At 61.6% G+C, this 16,152-nt stretch carries 14 protein-coding genes and 1 riboswitch; of the genes, 9 read left to right on the top strand and 5 right to left on the bottom strand.

What is annotated here, in order from left to right:
• Positions 1 to 71: 71 nt before the first annotated feature.
• Entirely contained in the window at positions 72 to 611 is a 540-nt protein-coding gene (gene def, locus ISP18_RS13165) for a peptide deformylase (RefSeq protein WP_380012555.1), read from the top strand.
• 8 nt (positions 612 to 619) lie between these two features.
• Here def and ISP18_RS13160 read toward each other — a convergent pair whose 3' ends face one another.
• The 4 genes from ISP18_RS13160 to ettA form a co-directional block, all read right to left on the bottom strand.
• On the bottom strand, positions 620 to 1,450 hold the full coding sequence (locus ISP18_RS13160) for an undecaprenyl-diphosphate phosphatase (protein WP_380012552.1): 831 nt from the start codon (positions 1,448 to 1,450) through the stop codon (positions 620 to 622).
• A gap of 354 nt (positions 1,451 to 1,804) precedes the next feature.
• Positions 1,805 to 3,736: a S1 family peptidase gene (locus ISP18_RS13155; RefSeq protein WP_380012549.1), complete on the bottom strand. Its 1,932-nt coding sequence runs from the start codon at positions 3,734 to 3,736 to the stop codon at positions 1,805 to 1,807.
• 194 nt (positions 3,737 to 3,930) lie between these two features.
• Positions 3,931 to 4,743, bottom strand: coding sequence for an orotidine-5'-phosphate decarboxylase (gene pyrF, locus ISP18_RS13150; protein WP_380012546.1), 813 nt, complete (start codon positions 4,741 to 4,743; stop codon positions 3,931 to 3,933).
• Between the two features lie 182 nt (positions 4,744 to 4,925).
• Positions 4,926 to 6,587 (bottom strand): energy-dependent translational throttle protein EttA, encoded by a 1,662-nt coding sequence (gene ettA, locus ISP18_RS13145; RefSeq protein WP_380012543.1) that lies wholly within the window; start codon positions 6,585 to 6,587, stop codon positions 4,926 to 4,928.
• A gap of 203 nt (positions 6,588 to 6,790) precedes the next feature.
• On the opposite strand from ettA, the gene ISP18_RS13140 reads away from it, so the two are divergent.
• From ISP18_RS13140 to nrdR, 4 genes are all read left to right on the top strand, one after another.
• Positions 6,791 to 7,660 carry a DUF817 domain-containing protein gene (locus tag ISP18_RS13140; protein ID WP_380012540.1) on the top strand — a complete coding sequence of 290 codons (870 nt, stop codon included), beginning with the start codon at positions 6,791 to 6,793 and terminating at the stop codon, positions 7,658 to 7,660.
• A gap of 250 nt (positions 7,661 to 7,910) precedes the next feature.
• A complete protein-coding gene (gene glyA, locus ISP18_RS13135; protein ID WP_380012537.1) occupies positions 7,911 to 9,164 on the top strand; it encodes a serine hydroxymethyltransferase in 1,254 nt (417 codons plus the stop codon).
• 45 nt (positions 9,165 to 9,209) lie between these two features.
• The gene (locus ISP18_RS13130) at positions 9,210 to 9,614 is read left to right on the top strand and encodes a four helix bundle protein (RefSeq protein ID WP_380012534.1); all 405 of its coding nucleotides are present in this window, start codon (positions 9,210 to 9,212) and stop codon (positions 9,612 to 9,614) included.
• A gap of 4 nt (positions 9,615 to 9,618) precedes the next feature.
• Positions 9,619 to 10,155: a transcriptional regulator NrdR gene (nrdR, locus tag ISP18_RS13125; protein ID WP_380012531.1), complete on the top strand. Its 537-nt coding sequence runs from the start codon at positions 9,619 to 9,621 to the stop codon at positions 10,153 to 10,155.
• Between the two features lie 129 nt (positions 10,156 to 10,284).
• On the opposite strand, the gene cysK is transcribed toward nrdR, so the two are convergent.
• Positions 10,285 to 11,241 (bottom strand): cysteine synthase A, encoded by a 957-nt coding sequence (gene cysK, locus ISP18_RS13120; RefSeq protein ID WP_380012528.1) that lies wholly within the window; start codon positions 11,239 to 11,241, stop codon positions 10,285 to 10,287.
• Positions 11,242 to 11,626: 385 nt separating this feature from the next.
• Between cysK and ribD the strand changes: the two genes are divergently transcribed.
• The 4 genes from ribD to ribBA all read left to right on the top strand — a co-directional run bounded on the left by ribD (position 11,627) and on the right by ribBA (position 16,033).
• The gene (gene ribD, locus ISP18_RS13115) at positions 11,627 to 12,742 is read left to right on the top strand and encodes a bifunctional diaminohydroxyphosphoribosylaminopyrimidine deaminase/5-amino-6-(5-phosphoribosylamino)uracil reductase RibD (protein WP_380012525.1); all 1,116 of its coding nucleotides are present in this window, start codon (positions 11,627 to 11,629) and stop codon (positions 12,740 to 12,742) included.
• Positions 12,743 to 12,775: 33 nt separating this feature from the next.
• Positions 12,776 to 13,789 (top strand): Gfo/Idh/MocA family protein, encoded by a 1,014-nt coding sequence (locus tag ISP18_RS13110; protein ID WP_380012521.1) that lies wholly within the window; start codon positions 12,776 to 12,778, stop codon positions 13,787 to 13,789.
• A 141-nt stretch (positions 13,790 to 13,930) separates the two neighbouring features.
• Positions 13,931 to 14,078, top strand: a riboswitch (FMN riboswitch).
• 128 nt (positions 14,079 to 14,206) lie between these two features.
• Positions 14,207 to 14,848, top strand: a complete 642-nt coding sequence (locus ISP18_RS13105) for a riboflavin synthase (RefSeq protein ID WP_380012518.1) — start codon at positions 14,207 to 14,209, stop codon at positions 14,846 to 14,848.
• A 90-nt stretch (positions 14,849 to 14,938) separates the two neighbouring features.
• Positions 14,939 to 16,033: a bifunctional 3,4-dihydroxy-2-butanone-4-phosphate synthase/GTP cyclohydrolase II gene (gene ribBA, locus ISP18_RS13100; protein ID WP_380012515.1), complete on the top strand. Its 1,095-nt coding sequence runs from the start codon at positions 14,939 to 14,941 to the stop codon at positions 16,031 to 16,033.
• Positions 16,034 to 16,152: the final 119 nt, after the last annotated feature.

The following is a 16,152-nucleotide window of genomic DNA, read 5'->3' as shown; positions in this document are numbered from 1 at the left end:
CCAGGACGCGTTGCGTTCACGCCGCGCCGTCCACAGTTAAACTTCCAGGCAACACCCGCTGCGAGGTTGGCATGATCCGCGAGATTCTGAAGATGGGCGACCCGCGTCTGCTTCGCGTCGCTCCGCCCGTGCCCGACAGCATGATCGGTAGTGCCGAACTCGATGCATTGATCGTCGACATGTTCGAGACCATGCATGCCGCGGGCGGCGTCGGGCTTGCTGCACCGCAGATCGGTGTAGACCTGCAACTGGTGATCTTTGGCTTCGACAGCTCGGAGCGCTATCCGGATGCGCCGCCGGTGCCGCAGACCATCCTGCTCAACCCCGCCATCACGCCCTTATCGCAGGATATGGAAGAAGGCTGGGAAGGCTGCCTTTCTGTGCCGGGCTTGCGCGGCGCGGTGAATCGCTATTCGCTGATCCGCTACGAAGGTATCGATCCCAAAGGCGAACGCATCGATCGCACGGCTGAGGGTTTCCATGCGCGCGTGGTGCAGCACGAGTGCGATCACCTGATCGGGCGCCTTTATCCTTCGCGCATCACCGACTTCACCAAGTTCGGGTTTATCGAGGTGTTGTTCCCGGGGATGGACCCGAACGTTGACGAATAATCGGTATTTCAGGCGGGCTGCGGATACAGCAGGAACCAGCCGAGGAACACCGCACCGGCGATCACGCAGTACGTGCCGAACGAAGTCAGCCGTCCACGGCCTTCGAAGTAACGCATCAGGAAACGCAAGCTCATCCACGCTGCAATCGCCGTCAGCACGCCACCGAGCAATGCGTCTCCGAGTTGTTCCGGTGCTTTGAACAGTTTGGGAATCTCCAGCAGGCCCGCGGCAAGAATGATCGGTGTGCCGAGCAGAAAGGAAAACTCCGCCGCCTTTTCCTTGTCCAGGCCCGTAGCGGAACCCGCGATCATGGTGAGGCCGCTGCGAGAAAAGCCTGGAATCAACGCACCGACTTGCGCCAGTCCGATCAGGAACGCCTGCCGAAAGTTGAGTTTTTCCGGCGGCTTGTGCGCACGCGTGCGCTCGATGCGATCGCCCATCCACAGAAGCAGGCCGTTGGCGATTAACGCCGCGGCGACGATGCGCAGATCCTTGAACACCAGCTCCAGCCGTTTCTCCAGCAGCAATCCCACGACGCAGGCGGGGATCGTGCCGATGATCAGCGCCCACATCATGTGTCCTTCATCGTTACGGCGACCGGCCAGCGAGGCGAAGAAGCCTTTGGTCAGCGCGATCCATCGATGCCGGAAATAACCCAGCAAAGCCAGCGCCGTACCGAGATGCAGAGCCACTAGAAAAGGGATCAGCTGCGGTGCGTGCTTGTCGATGTGCACGCCGAACAGCGCGGGAACGAGCAGGGTATGGCCAAGGCTGCTGACCGGGAAAAGCTCGGTTACGCCTTGCAACACGCTCAGAAAAATCAGGAACCACAAGCTCACGCGTCGATCCTTTTGGGGTTAATGGCCGCTACGCGAGCATGCCATTTCTCTAATGAAAAGCGTCTGAGTACTTCATGACGAGGAGCTGACAATCATGGTGAGTGCGGCCCCGCCCAATCTCTCGTCGGAGCTTGATTTGCGTCGAGTCTCTGCTCGCGATGTTTTTTGCTCGTCGTCCCGGCGAAAGCCGGAATCTAATGACGTTGAGCCGTCTGAAAGGCGCTGGACCCCGGCTTTCCTCGCTCCTCAAACCCGAGCACATCCATGTGCTCTCCCCGCGTGCGCCGGGGTGACGAAACGCATAGTTGACGTGACGCGAATCGGATACACGGGCTGAGGAGAGCAGTTAACGCATCAAGGCGATTTCACCTTGAATTCCTGTGTCAGCAGCTTGAGCTTGGCCTTCATGTCCTCGGGCTTGTGCGTACCCTGGGTAGCGTAGAACGCGGTGTAGAGTTCCGAAGGTGCGTCGCCTGCCGGCGGATCGATCACCGTGGCGACGTCCATTTCATCGCCGTCGTTGTAGGGTACGCCATCGAACGGATGCTGCTTGTGCAGCAGTTTGCCCCAGGCTTCCTTGAAGTTGTCGTCCAGGTCGGGACTGGGCGCGGTGTGGCGTCTCACGCTGATGCGGTCGGGATCGGTGATGTTCAAGCGCAACTGCACGATGCCCGTTTGCAACGCGAATTTGCCGTGCTTTTCGTAGTAGCCAACGCCCACAGCAAGCAGGTTTTCAGAAGCGATGGGTTGCAATGTGACCGGATAGCTGAAGGCGATGTTGCTGGAGTCGTAGCTGAAGCGCTTGCCGTAGTCGACATCGATGCGGGCATCCTTCAGCACGTCGGGCAGCAGCGAGCTATTGGCAAGGAATTCCTTCCACTGCGCCAGCGTGCCGCCGTAATCCACGTTGAGGAAGTCGGTCAGCGCCTTCATGTCGATCACGCTGTCATGAGTGACCACGGAGGGGCTCAGGCGCATCATGATCGAGTACCCATCCGGCGTCGGTAGCGCGAACACCACCATTTGCGCGTTGATGTACGGCAGCGACCACACGAATGCTTTCCAGTGCCGTTGCCAGCTGTCGGTGTAACTGACGTCGGTGGCGGGTTTGCCCATCGAGACGATCTTGACCTTCTCAGGGCCGACCTGCCGTGTCCAATAGCCGGTCTTCAGCACCAGATCCATCATCTGCTTGGGATCGTTGTAGAACGTGGCGGCCTTCATGTCGTCCGGCCGGCGCAGATGCATTAGGAACGTGTGGCCGACGTAGCCGCTGGCCACATAGCCGTTGCCGCTGAGCGGTACGCGGTTGAGTTCGCGTCCGGAATACACCCATTGGCCGCTGCGGTTGCGCACGATCAGCTCGGGAAACAGACTCAGCTCCGGCGCGTCGTGCAAGATGTGGTTGGAACCGGCACCGTGCGGAAACAGTTCATTGCCCTGTTGCTGCAGCAGCGCTTTCAGCAAATCTTCGCTGTTGCGATTGAGCAGCTTCAGGTATGTCGCGCTGAAATCGTCGTAGCTGGCGGGCAGCGGGAATTGGGCCTTGAGTGTGCCGTTCTGGTCGTCTTCGATAATGTCCAGCTGATAGGACTCGCGCTTGTCCATCACAGCCAGGTTGTCGGATGCATTGAGCACCTCGCCAATCGGTAGCGCATAGTTGAGGTTTTCGTTGGGCGACTTCATCAGCACCACGCCGATCACCTTGCCGTCCTGGTCCAACAGCGGGCCGCCGCTGTTGCCCGGCGATGCCGCGGCGGAGAAACGCATCCACTTCCAGCGCCCGTTTTCGTCTTCCGGCGTGTCAGAGGTGTAGAGACCATCGCGGATCACCACGCCGGTACCGAGCGCATTGCCGACGGCATACACCACGCTGTTCATCGCCGCCTTGGCGTTGGTTTCCAGCGCGGCGTTGCCGTTGGGCTGCTCCTTCAACGAGAACATCACGAAGTCTTGTTGCAAGGAGAATTTCTGGACCTTGTCGATCGCATACACGTGGCCGCTGGCGTCGCGCAGTGCAGGCGGTCCGGTGAGATCACCGACGGCGGCCAGCAACACGTGGCCCGCGGTGACGTAGCGATTGTGGCCGATCGCAAAAGCGGTACCGACAGAAAAGTACTTGTCGGTGCGTTCTTGATACGGCAGCAGGTCGAGCGGCAGCGGTTTTTCGTAGGTGAGCGGATCGTCCACCGCTCTGGGGATCACCACTTCGAAGGTGGCCGCATTGATTTTCGAAACCAGGGACGGATCCGGGCTGGCAGCGTGCGCATGTTGCGTCACGCTCATTGCCAGCACGACCGACCACAAAGCCAACCGACGCAAGAGGCCGCAAGTTCTTGAAACGGCCTTCAGAGCCTGCCCATTTAATGTCCGCATACGTTCCCTCTCAAGGATTCCCCACCGGCGTAAAGCCGGTTTCCCGAGCGGATACTGACATAGTGCGGTTACGCGGGGGAGTGGCGAAACGCGGGCAGGGCGGGCTAGCGATAACGGTTGATGGCGTCGCGCAGTTCGATCGTGGCGGTGCGCGCGGCCTGGGTGAAATCCTCGCCGTTGCCGGCGTAAAGAATCGCGCGCGAGGAGTTGATCATCAGCCCGGTGCCGACAGCGGTGCGGCCATTGCGAACCACCGCTTCCACGTCGCCGCCCTGTGCACCGATGCCCGGCACCAGCAGTGGTATGTTGCCCACCAGGGCGCGCACTTCGGCCAGCTGTTCCGGCCACGTGGCACCGGTGACCAGCGCGCAATTGCCGTGCGTATTCCATTCCTGCGCGATAAGGCGGGCGACGTGCTGGTACAGCGGCTTGCCGCCGACGTCGAGATCCTGCAAATCCGCCGCGCCCGGGTTCGAGGTATGGCAGAGCAGGATCACGCCTTTGTCTGCGCGATCGAGGAACGGCTGCACGGAATCGCGGCCAAGGTAGGGGTTCAAGGTCACGGCGTCCGCGCCGTAGCGCTCGAACGCCTCGGTGACGTAATGCTGTGCAGTGCTACCGATGTCACCGCGCTTGGCATCGAGGATCACCGGCACGCCGGGATGCTTGGCATGGATGTGCGCGATCAGCCGCTCCAGCGTTTCTTCCGCGCGCAGAGCGGCGAAGTGGGCGATCTGCGGTTTATAGGCACAAGTCAGATCGGCAGTGGCGTCGACGATGGCACTGCAGAATTCGAAGACGGCGTCGGGGCGGCCTTTGAAGTGTGCGGGGAATTTCGTGGGTTCGGGATCGAGGCCGACGCAGACCAGGGAGTTGTTGCGGGTCCATGCGGTTTGCAGGGATTGCATGAAGTGCATGGTCTGTCTCCTTGCCACCATCCATTCCCTCTCCCCTCTGGGGAGAGGGTTAGGGTGAGGGGGCAATCTTGCGGTGTGTATAGATTTTTGGAGCGTGATTCTTTGAGGCTTGAGGCCAGCCTTGGCCCCTCACCTGAATCCTCTCCCCGGAGGGGAGAGGAGGCAAACGCAAAGAGCCACTCTTAAGCCAGTTTCTTGTACTTCACCCGATGCGGCTTCGCCGCCTCATCACCCAAACGGCGCTTCTTGTCGGCTTCATACTCGTTGTAATTGCCGGGGAAGAATTCCACGTGCGAGTCGCCTTCGAACGCCAGGATGTGCGTGGCGATGCGGTCGAGGAACCAGCGATCATGCGAGATCACCATCGCGCAGCCAGGGAATTCCAGCAGCGCATCTTCCAGTGCGCGCAGGGTTTCCACGTCCAGGTCGTTGGAAGGTTCGTCGAGCAGCAGTACGTTGCCGCCCTGCAATAGCGTTTTGGCCAGATGCAGACGGCCGCGCTCACCGCCGGAAAGGTTGCCCACGATCTTCTGCTGATCGGTGCCCTTGAAGTTGAAGCGACCGATGTAGGCGCGCGATTGGATTTCGAAATTGCCGATGGTGAGGATGTCCGCACCGCCCGACACTTCTTGCCAAACGTTGTTCTTTGCTTCGAGCGCGCCACGCGACTGGTCGACGTAGGCCAGCTTCACCGTGTGGCCAAGCTTCACTTCGCCGGAATCGGGCTGTTCCTTGCCCATGATCAATTTCATCAGGGTGGACTTACCCGCGCCGTTCGGGCCCATGATGCCCACGATGGCGCCCGGCGGCACCTTGAACGACAGATCGTCGATCAACAGGCGATCACCGAACGACTTGGTGACGTTCTTGAACTCGATCACTTCCTGACCCAGGCGCTCGCCCGGCGGAATGAAGATTTCGTTGGTTTCGTTGCGGCGCTGATATTCCACCGCGTTCAATTCCTCGAAGCGGTTCAAGCGCGCCTTGCCCTTGGACTGGCGACCCTTGGCGGCCGAACGCACCCACTCCAGTTCCTTCTCAATGGCCTTCTGGCGCGACTTTTCCTGCTGCGCTTCCTGTTTCAGGCGCGCATCCTTCTGCTCCAGCCACTCGGTGTAGTTGCCCTTCCACGGAATGCCGCGGCCGCGATCGAGTTCCAGAATCCACTCGGCGGCGTTGTCGAGGAAGTAGCGATCATGGGTGACGGCCACCACGGTGCCCGGGTAATCCTGCAGGAAGTGCTCCAGCCATTCCACGGATTCGGCGTCCAAGTGGTTGGTGGGCTCGTCCAGCAGCAGCATGTCCGGCTTGGAGAGCAGCAGGCGGCATAGCGCCACGCGACGCTTCTCGCCACCCGAGAGCGGGCCGACTTTCACATCCCACGGCGGTAGGCGCAGCGCGTCGGCGGCCACTTCAAGCTGGCGTTCCAGTGCGTGGGCGTCGTTCACCGCGAGGAGGCTTTCCAGCTCCTGCTGTTCGGCGGCGAGCTTGTCGAAATCGGCGCCTTCTTCGGCGTAGGCGGCGTAGACCTCCTCCAGGCGCTTCTGCGCATCGAGGATCACCGACACACCTTCCTCGACCACTTCGCGAACGGTCTTGTCCGGATCGATCTGCGGCTCCTGCGCCAGGTAGCCGACTTTGATGCCCGGCTGCGGACGTGCTTCGCCTTGGAAATCCTTGTCGACGCCGGCCATGATGCGCAGCACCGTGGACTTGCCCGCGCCGTTCAGACCCAGCAGGCCGATCTTGGCGCCGGGGAAGAAGCTCAGCGAAATGTCCTTGATGATCTGACGCTTCGGGGGAACGATCTTGCTGACCCCGTTCATGGTGTAGATGTATTGCATGCTGGCTCCGTTGGCATGCGCGTGCCGGCCCCGATGAGCGGGCAACGCGCAGGGCGTGGGTATCAAACCCCCGATTATAGCGGGATATGGGTAAGTGCCGGTGACAGCGGAACGCCGTTCGCCGCCTTATCGCGAGCCGATGGCCACCTGTTCGCCACTTTTCGCGTCCGTCGGGCCATGCCGTGCTGCCAGGCTGCGATGCCATGGGAGCGAAACGAAGCAGCAGCCTTGTCGCCGTACTGGGTATATGGCGCGAATGGGACGAGCGCGCCGGCCATTGGGCGCGTGCGCGCGGCCGGGGTGCGGTGTTTTTGCACGAGTTCGTTTGCTTCGGCGTAAAGCAGGCCGCTGCCTGCGTGTTCGGTGGCAGCATGGTGCTGCTGCTGGGATTCACCTGGGCGTTCTATCCGTCACATGCGGCGCTGGCGCGTTATGACTTCCTCACGCTGGCCGCGCTGGCGATTCAGTGCGTGCTGATCGCGAGTCGGCTGGAAACGCTGGAAGAGGCGAAGGTGATCTTGTTGTTCCACCTGGTGGGCACGGCCATGGAAGTGTTCAAGACCTCGGTGGGTTCATGGATTTATCCGGAGCCCTCGCTGCTGCGCATCGGCGGCGTACCGCTGTTTAGCGGCTTCATGTATGCATCAGTGGGCAGCTACATCGCGCGGGCGTGGCGATTGTTCGCGTTTCGATTCACGCGGCATCCGCCGTTTGCGGCGACGGCGTGGCTAGCGGTGGCCATTTACGCGAACTTCTTTACGCATCATTTTCTACCCGATGCGCGATGGGTGCTGTTCGCGGTGGTGGCGTTGCTGTTCGGGCGCACCTGGGTGCATTTCCGCATTCGCCATGCGCATCGGCGCATGCCGTTGCTGCTTGGCTTTCTGCTCGTAGCCACGTTTATCTGGATCGCCGAGAACGTCGGTACCTTCACCGCGGCGTGGCGTTATCCAATGCAGCACCATGGCTGGCGCATGGTGCCGTTGTCGAAGCTGGGTTCGTGGTTTTTGTTGATGATCATCAGCTACGTGATGGTGAGTGCGCTGGCGAAAAAGCCAGCGAAGGCCTCGTAGGTTGGGGCGCAAACCCCAACGTCCCAATGTCTGGGCCTGGCGATGTTAGGGTTTGCACCCCGACCTATGCGTCGCTCCGGCGAAGACCGGGCGCAGTGCCTTGATTTCAAAGCAAAGTCACAGGGTCCCGGCGGTCGCCCGGACGAAGAGCACCATGCATCGCCCATCGTTACGGAGGGTGGCCGCATACACCGGCGACCATTACACTTTCAAGTCTTTCCCCCGTCCCACGCGACCCCACGAGGCCCGAATGTTCCCGAAGCATCAAACGATTGCCGGCTACGATGACGAGCTGGCCAAGGCCATTGCCGACGAAGCCCGCCGCCAGGAGGACCACGTCGAGCTGATTGCTTCGGAAAACTACGCCAGCCCGCGCGTGCTGGAAGCCCAGGGATCGGTGCTCACCAACAAATACGCCGAAGGCTATCCGGGCAAGCGTTACTACGGCGGTTGCGAATACGTGGACGTGGCCGAGCGCCTCGCCATCGAGCGCCTGAAGCAGCTGTTCGGCGCCACCTACGCCAACGTGCAGCCGCACTCCGGTTCGCAGGCCAACCAAGCGGTGTACTTCGCGCTGCTCAATCCGGGCGACACCATTCTCGGCATGAGCCTGGCGCACGGTGGCCACCTTACGCACGGCGCGAAGGTGAATCTCTCCGGCAAGATCTACAACGCTGTGCAGTACGGCGTGAACGAACAGGGCTTGGTCGATTACGACGAAGTCGAGCGCCTTGCTGTCGAACACAAGCCCAAGATGATCGTGGCCGGTTTCAGCGCCTATTCGCAGGTGATGGACTGGGCGCGTTTCCGTGCGATTGCCGACAAGGTTGGTGCGTACCTGTTTGTCGACATGGCGCACGTCGCCGGTTTGATCGCCGCGGGCGTGTATCCCAGCCCGCTGCCGCACGCGCACGTGGTGACATCGACCACGCACAAGACGCTGCGCGGACCGCGCGGCGGCTTCGTCATTGCTAAGGATGCCGGCGAGGAGATCGAGAAGAAGCTGCAATCCATCGTGTTCCCCGGCATCCAGGGCGGCCCGCTGATGCACGTGATCGCCGCCAAGGCGGTGGCGTTCAAGGAGGCACTCGAACCGTCCTTCAAGGATTACCAGGCGCAGGTGGTGAAGAACGCCAAGGCCATGGCCAAAACGCTGATCGAGCGCGGTTACAAGGTCGTCTCCGGAGGTACCGAAAACCACCTCATGCTGATCGACCTGATCGGCCGCGAAGCCACCGGCAAAGATGCGGAAGCCGCGCTCGGCAAGGCGCACATCACCGTCAACAAGAATGCCGTGCCGAACGATCCACGTTCGCCTTTCATCACTTCTGGCCTGCGCGTCGGCACGCCTGCCATCACCACGCGTGGCTACAAGGAAGCGGATGTGGTGGAACTCACGCACTGGATTTGCGACGTTCTGGACGCACCCGGCAGCGAAAGCGTGATCAACACCGTGCGGGAGAAAGTTTCCGCACAGTGCAAGAAGTTCCCGGTTTACGGCTGAAGCCGAGGGAACGGGGAACAGGGAACGGGGAACAGGGAGGTTCCAGTGGCTTCAAACTATCGGGAATTGCGAGTTTGGCAGGACGCCATGAGCTTGGCAGAGTTGGTGTACGCGATGACCTGGCAGTTTCCGGTGGAGGAGCGTTTCGGGCTGAGCGGACAGTTGAGGAGAGCAGTGGTTTCTGTGGCTTCGTGTATTGCTGAAGGTAATGCGCGAGGCTCAACCAAAGACTATATGAGGTTTTTATCCATGTCTGCCGGCTCGCTTGCTGAAGTCGAAACTCAAACACTGCTTGCACGCCGACTTGGTTATATCAGTGAAGTCGATATTGTGAAGCCATTAAGCGCTATACATTCGTTGATGTGTCAAATACAGGCATTGAAGAACGCGTTGGTTCGTAAACAGCAATCCTCATGTTCCCCGTTTCCCGTTCCCCGTTCCCGGCAGTGATCCAATGCATTGTCCGTTCTGCCAGCATGAAGATACCCGCGTGATCGATTCACGCCTTGCCGACGACGGCGCCACCGTGCGCCGCCGTCGCGAGTGCCCGCAGTGCAGCGAACGCTTCAATACGTTCGAAACGGCCGAGCTGAAGTTGCCGGCCATCGTAAAAAGCGGCGAGCGGCGCGAGAGTTTTGACGAACGCAAGCTGCGCACCAGCTTCGAGCGGGCGCTGCAGAAACGTCCGGTGGCCAGCCACGACGTGGACGCCGCGGTACGCGCGGTAATCGACGATCTGCGCAAGAGCGGTGAGCGTGAAGTACCTTCGCGCCATGTCGGCGAGCTGGTGATGCGCGAGCTGAAGAAGCTCGACCAGGTCGCATACGTGCGCTTCGCTTCCGTCTATCGGAAGTTCGAGGACGTGCATGCGTTCCGCGAAGAGATCGAGAAGCTGGAGCGCGACTTGCCAGGGCTGGACAATTTACAGCTTTCGTTGCTTGGCGAAGCGGGTGCGGTGGCTGCAGCGAAGCGTGGCCATCGTAAAGGCTGAGTTGCCCTGCAGGCCGTCATTCCCGCGAAAGCGGGAATCCATTTGGCGCTTAGGTGAATCCCACATGGATTCCCACTTCCGCGGGAATGACGGCCTTATGGGATTGCGACGCTTTAGGGAACGATTGCCCTAGCCAAGACTCTCCAACCACGCATCATCCGATCCTTCCTCCACGCCTTCTAGCAAGAACGTGGACAAGTAGCGTTCACCCGTATCCGGCAGCATCGCCAGAATCACGCTGCCTTGCTCAGCCGTTTCCGCATACTTGAGCGCCGCAGCAACCGTGGCGCCGGCAGAGATGCCGACGAAGATGCCCTCCTCTTTCGCCAGTCGCCGCGCGGTGTCGCGAGCGACCACTTCATCCACCGGCAGATCCAGATCGAACACTTTGCGGTTGAGCACTTCGGGCACGAAGTCCGGCGTCCAGCCCTGGATCTTGTGCGGCTGCCATGGCTTGTCCTGCAGCAGCGATGCGCCGGCCGGTTCGGAAGCGACGATCTTCACCTCAGGCCGCGCGAGCTTCAGCATTTCGCCCACGCCGGTAAGCGTGCCACCCGTACCCCAGCCTGTGACGAAGGCATCGAGCCGCTTGCCGGCGAAATCGCGCAGGATTTCCGCCGCCGTAGTGCTGCGGTGATAGGCCGGATTGGCTGGATTCTGAAACTGTCGCGGCAGGAACCAGCCGTGCTTCTTGGCCAGTTCTTCCGCACGGCGCACCATGCCGCTGCCGCGCTCGGCGGCGGGCGTCAAGATCACCCTGGCGCCGTATGCGCGCATCAGCTTGCGACGTTCGATCGAGAAAGTTTCGCTCATGGTCGCCACGAAGCGGTAACCGCGCGCCGCGCATACCATCGCCAGCGCCACGCCGGTGTTTCCGGACGTGGCTTCGACCACGGTATCCCCCGGCTTGAGCAGGCCTTTCTGCTCTGCATCGAGAATCACCGCGATGGCAAGGCGATCCTTTACCGAGCCGCCCGGGTTGAACGCTTCCACTTTTGTATAGAGCGTGACGTGCGAAGGTGCCACCCGATGCAGCCGGACGATGGGCGTATTGCCGATGGTGTCGAGAATGCTTTCGTAGATCATGGGTGTCGTCCTTCCGCAGTGGAGGATGCTCTGATCCGTTTTGCGTGGGCGTCACCGTTGCTGTCTGTTCGCAGGCCACAGGACCGTCGGCGAAGGCAGACTGGCTGTCTGTCGAGCCGGCGGGCCGAAGGGATGCGGACAGACAGCAACGGCCCGAAGGGTGATGTCCAGGAGGCCCGCATGCTGCGCCGCGCGACTTGGCAAGACGGCCAGTCTTCCCTGCGTCGCGCAACACACCCTGCGGGCCTCCTGGACATCATGCCGCCTACGCAAAACGGATCAGAGCATCCTAGAACTTCAAGGCTACTCCCGCTCCCGCCGGCGCGACAAATGCCGCGTGTTCGCGCACACTGATGATCATGCATATCCATATTCAGACGCTTCCATGACTTTCTCCGTCGTCGATGCTATGCACATGGCGCAAGCGTTGCGCCTGGCCGAGCGTGGCCTCACCACCACGCAACCCAATCCACGCGTGGGTTGTGTCATTGCCCATGGCGAACGCATGGTGGGGCAGGGTTGGCACGAACGGGCCGGTGAACCGCATGCCGAGGTGTACGCGCTGCGCGAAGCGGGAGAGCAGGCGCGCGGCGCCACGGCCTACGTCACCCTGGAGCCCTGCGCGCATCACGGACGCACGCCGCCTTGTGCCGATGCGCTGATCGCCGCAGGTGTGGCCCGGGTGGTGATTGCCGCCGAGGATCCCTTTCCACAGGTGGCAGGCAAAGGCATCGAAAAGCTGCGTGCCGCGGGCATTACGGTGGAAAGCGGACTGATGCGGGAAGCGGCACGGGAAATCAACATCGGATTCTTCAGCCGGATCGAACGCCACCGTCCCTGGGTGCGCGTGAAATTGGCGATGAGCCTGGACGGCCGTACCGCGCTGGCGAACGGCGAATCGAAATGGATCACCGGCGAAGCGGCCCGGGCGGATGTGCAGCGCTGGCGGGCGCGCAGTTCGGCCATCCTCACCGGCGTGGGGACGGTGCTTGCGGATAATCCGCAGCTAACGGTGCGTCTCCCTCTCCCCGACGAGGACGGGGGACAACCCCGCGACCCGTTTTCACCCACGCGCGTGATCCTCGACCGTCACTTGCGCACCCCCGCCGGCAGCCATGTTCTGGACGGCCAAACACCCACGCTCGTGCTGCATGCTGCTTCGGCAAATGTCACCGACGACCGCTTCGCCAACGTGGAGCGCGTCGCCATCGCCGAGCAAGGCGATGGGCTCAATCTGCACGCCGTGCTTGCCCTGCTCGCCGGTCGCGGTTGCAGCGAGCTGCACGTGGAAGCCGGCCCCACGCTATGCGGTTCGCTGTTTGCCGCCGGCCTGGTGGACGAACTGTTGATCTACATGGCGCCCTTGCTGCTGGGTGACACGGCGAGGCCGCTGCTGACATTGCCGCCGCTGGCCGATATGGCCTCACGCTGGAAGTTGCAGATGATGGATTGCCGCGCCGTCGGCATCGATCTGCGCTTGCGGCTGCGGCCAGCTGCCTGAGTATTTTTTCCGTAATTCCGGAGTGATAGCGAAATGACCATGCCAGCCGTCCGCTGGGGCATCATCGGTTGCGGTGACGTCACCGAAGTGAAAAGCGGCCCCGCCTTCCATCGCGTCGATGGTTCGGCGCTGGTGGCTGTGATGCGCCGCGACGGCGACAAGGCGCGCGACTATGCGCAGCGCCACGGCGTAGCGAAGTGGTATGACGATGCCGCGGCATTGATCGCCGACAAGGATGTCGATGCGGTTTACGTTGCCACCCCACCTTCCACGCATCACTCGTATGCACTCATGGCCATTGCGGCGGGCAAACCGGTTTACGTGGAAAAGCCGATGGCGCGCGACCATGCCGAATGCCGGGCCATACTCGATGCCGGCCGCGACGCGGGTGTGCCGGTATTTGTCGCGTACTACCGTCGCTGTCTGCCACGCTTCCGCAAAGTGCGCGAGTTGCTGTTCGAGCGGCGCGTGATCGGCATGCCGCGTATCGTCAACGTCGTGCTCTACGAACCGCATCATCCACGCTACCAAAACCCGTCGGAACTGCCGTGGCGCGTGCAACCGGAGCTTGCCGGAGGCGGCCTTTTCATGGACCTGGGCTGCCACACACTCGACATCCTCGATTGGCTGTTCGGTCCTATCGCCTCGGCGTCTGGACACGCCAGCAACCAGCTCGGTGCCTATCCGGCGGAAGACTGTGTAGCCATGTCCTATGTCTTCGGCAACGGCATGCTCGGTACCGGTTTGTGGAACTTTGCTGCTCAGCGGCATGAAGATCGGGTGGAGGTGATCGGCGATGGCGGTCGCATCGTTTTCGCGACGTTTGGCGACGGCCCGATCGAGGTCGAGAACTCCGAAGGCGTGCACGAATACGCTGTCGCGAATCCGGCGCACATCCAGCAGCCGCTGATCGAAACCATCGTGGCGGAGCTGCGCGGGCAAAAAGGGGCCTGTCCCTCGATGGCTGAATCGGCCGCACGCACCGGCTGGGTGATGGACCAGGTGCTGCGCGATTACCGGCGCCAGACAGCGCAGGCGCTTGGCTAGCGGGCGGGTCTATTCCAACGCTGTACGATCGTTTTCTGGCGCAGGCGCTGGTGGCGGGTGAGGTGACGCAGCGTTCCGTAGCGTGAACGGACGATACGCCAATCGGTGCTAAACTCCGCCGGCCGGCGTGTCCGGCAAAACCAACGTCTTCAGGGCGGGGCGAAACTCCCCACCGGCGGTAGGGGCCGCAAGGCCCGAGCCCGCGAGCGCTTCCGGTTCCGCCGGAAGGTCAGCAGATCCGGTCCAATGCCGGAGCCGACGGTTACAGTCCGGATGAAAGAAGACGGCATCATGCATCGCGCCATGCGATGCGTGTGCCTTTGCCTTGGGGCGTTCCCACATCGATAGTTCGTGGAGAACGTTCATGCACATTCGTCATCACCAGGTTTTGTCCACCTTCCCCGCGGAGGTGCGCTGATGTTTACCGGCATCATCCAGAGCGTCGGCCGCGTTGCGCGGCTGGAAGCCCGCGGCGGCGACGTGCGCTTGCATGTCGATACCGCCGATCTCGATCTTTCCGACGTGCAACTGGGCGACAGTATTGCGGTGTCCGGCGCGTGCCTCACCGTGGTCGTGCTGGAATCGCGTGGATTCGCCGCCGATGTTTCCAATGAAACGCTGTCGCTCACCACGCTGGGTAAGCATAAGTCCGGTGACCCGGTGAATCTGGAAAAAGCCCTTCGGCTGGCAGATCGCCTTGGCGGCCATCTGGTTTCCGGCCACGTCGACGGCGTGGGCAAAGTGGTTTCCGTTGCGCCGGACGGCCGTTCGCAACGCTGGACATTTGAAGTGCCCGCTTCGCTCTCACGCTATATCGCCTCCAAGGGCTCCGTCTGCATCGACGGCACCAGCCTCACCGTCAATGAAGTGAATGGCAATCGCTTCGGGGTCAACCTTATTCCCCACACGGTGGAACATACGACGTTCCACGCGCGACGCCCGGGCGATGCGGTGAATATCGAGGTGGACGTGGTGGCGCGCTATGTGGAGCGGTTGATCGGTGGCGGCGAAGGGTCGCGTATTGATGAAGCGTTTCTCAAACAGCACGGGTTTGCGTGAGTGATCTGGCCGATCTGCTCCCTCCCCTGCAAGCAGGGGGGAGCAGTCGCGATGCCGCAAGTACATAAAGAACACAGGACAAAACACATCATGGCATTCAACACCATCCCCGAAATCCTCGAAGACATTCGCGCCGGTCGCATGGTCGTGATCGTCGATGACGAAGACCGCGAGAACGAGGGCGATCTGATCATGGCCGCGCAAATGGTGCGGCCCGAAGACATCAACTTCATGGTGCGCGAAGCACGCGGATTGGTCTGCCTGACGCTTACCGAACAACGCACACGCCAGCTCGGCCTGCGCCCGATGGTGAGCGACAACACTTCGCAATACCACACCAATTTCACCGTCTCGATCGAGGCGGCCGAAGGCGTCACCACCGGCATTTCAGCGCACGATCGCGCGCGTACCATCCAGGTGGCGGTGAAGCTGGATGCGAAACCGCAGGATCTCTCGCAGCCCGGCCATATCTTTCCGCTCACCGCGCAACCCGGTGGCGTGCTCACGCGCGCAGGCCATACGGAAGCCGGCTGCGACTTGGCCGCGCTCGCCGGGCTCGAGCCGGCCGCAGTGCTGATCGAAGTGCTACACGAAGACGGTTCGATGGCGCGCCGCCCCGAACTGGAAGTGTTTGCGAAAAAGCATGGACTGAAGATCGGCTCCATCGCCGACCTGATCCGCTATCGGTTAGAAACGGAAAAAACCGTGCAGCGCGTGTATGAGGAAGAGGTGCAGACCGAGTTCGGCTCGTTCCGCCTCGTGGCCTATCGCGACGCCATTCGTCACGGCCTGCATTTCGCCTTGGTGCGCGGCGCCGTGGACGATGGCAAGCCGGTGCTGAGCCGTGTGCATGTGCGCAACACGCTGTCCGATGTATTGCATCTGCAACGCGAGGATCTCGGCCTCACCGTCACTGCCGCCCTGCGCCGCATTGCTGACGAAAACCGCGGCGTGCTGTTGGTGCTATCCGGCGAAGATACGCCGGACGCGCTGCTGCGCCGTCTCACCCGTCAGCCGGCTACGCAGGCACCTGATGAGATGCAACGGCAAGAGTGGCGACAGCACGGCCTGGGCGCGCAAATCCTCACGGACCTCGGCGTGCATCGCCTGCGGGTGCTGGGAACGCCACGCAAACTGGTAGGGCTGGCCGGATTCGGACTCCAGGTGGTCGAGTACGCGGAGTGACCACGTAATCCCCGTGGCCGTCATTCCCGCGAAAGCGCCTCCGCTTTCGCGGGAATGACGTCTATGCGAAGGCTGGGGGTTTGCACCCCCAGCCTGCAATTTAAAAGGATCATAAGGCC

Origin of the sequence: Dyella humi, from assembly GCF_044904605.1 — a bacterium.
GTDB lineage: Bacteria > Pseudomonadota > Gammaproteobacteria > Xanthomonadales > Rhodanobacteraceae > Dyella_B > Dyella_B humi.
Note: the sequence above shows the minus strand (reverse complement) of the source record. Positions and strands in the feature narration are given on the sequence as shown.

Coding starts and splice junctions, on each gene's coding strand:
- def (WP_380012555.1), top strand. CDS start 72: ATGATCCGCGAGATTCTGAAGATGGGCGACCCGCGTCTGCTTCGCGTC.
- ISP18_RS13155 (WP_380012549.1), bottom strand. CDS start 3,736: ATGAGCGTGACGCAACATGCGCACGCTGCCAGCCCGGATCCGTCCCTG.
- pyrF (WP_380012546.1), bottom strand. CDS start 4,743: ATGCACTTCATGCAATCCCTGCAAACCGCATGGACCCGCAACAACTCC.
- ettA (WP_380012543.1), bottom strand. CDS start 6,587: ATGCAATACATCTACACCATGAACGGGGTCAGCAAGATCGTTCCCCCG.
- ISP18_RS13140 (WP_380012540.1), top strand. CDS start 6,791: ATGGGAGCGAAACGAAGCAGCAGCCTTGTCGCCGTACTGGGTATATGG.
- glyA (WP_380012537.1), top strand. CDS start 7,911: ATGTTCCCGAAGCATCAAACGATTGCCGGCTACGATGACGAGCTGGCC.
- nrdR (WP_380012531.1), top strand. CDS start 9,619: ATGCATTGTCCGTTCTGCCAGCATGAAGATACCCGCGTGATCGATTCA.
- cysK (WP_380012528.1), bottom strand. CDS start 11,241: ATGATCTACGAAAGCATTCTCGACACCATCGGCAATACGCCCATCGTC.
- ribD (WP_380012525.1), top strand. CDS start 11,627: ATGACTTTCTCCGTCGTCGATGCTATGCACATGGCGCAAGCGTTGCGC.
- ISP18_RS13110 (WP_380012521.1), top strand. CDS start 12,776: ATGACCATGCCAGCCGTCCGCTGGGGCATCATCGGTTGCGGTGACGTC.
- ISP18_RS13105 (WP_380012518.1), top strand. CDS start 14,207: ATGTTTACCGGCATCATCCAGAGCGTCGGCCGCGTTGCGCGGCTGGAA.
- ribBA (WP_380012515.1), top strand. CDS start 14,939: ATGGCATTCAACACCATCCCCGAAATCCTCGAAGACATTCGCGCCGGT.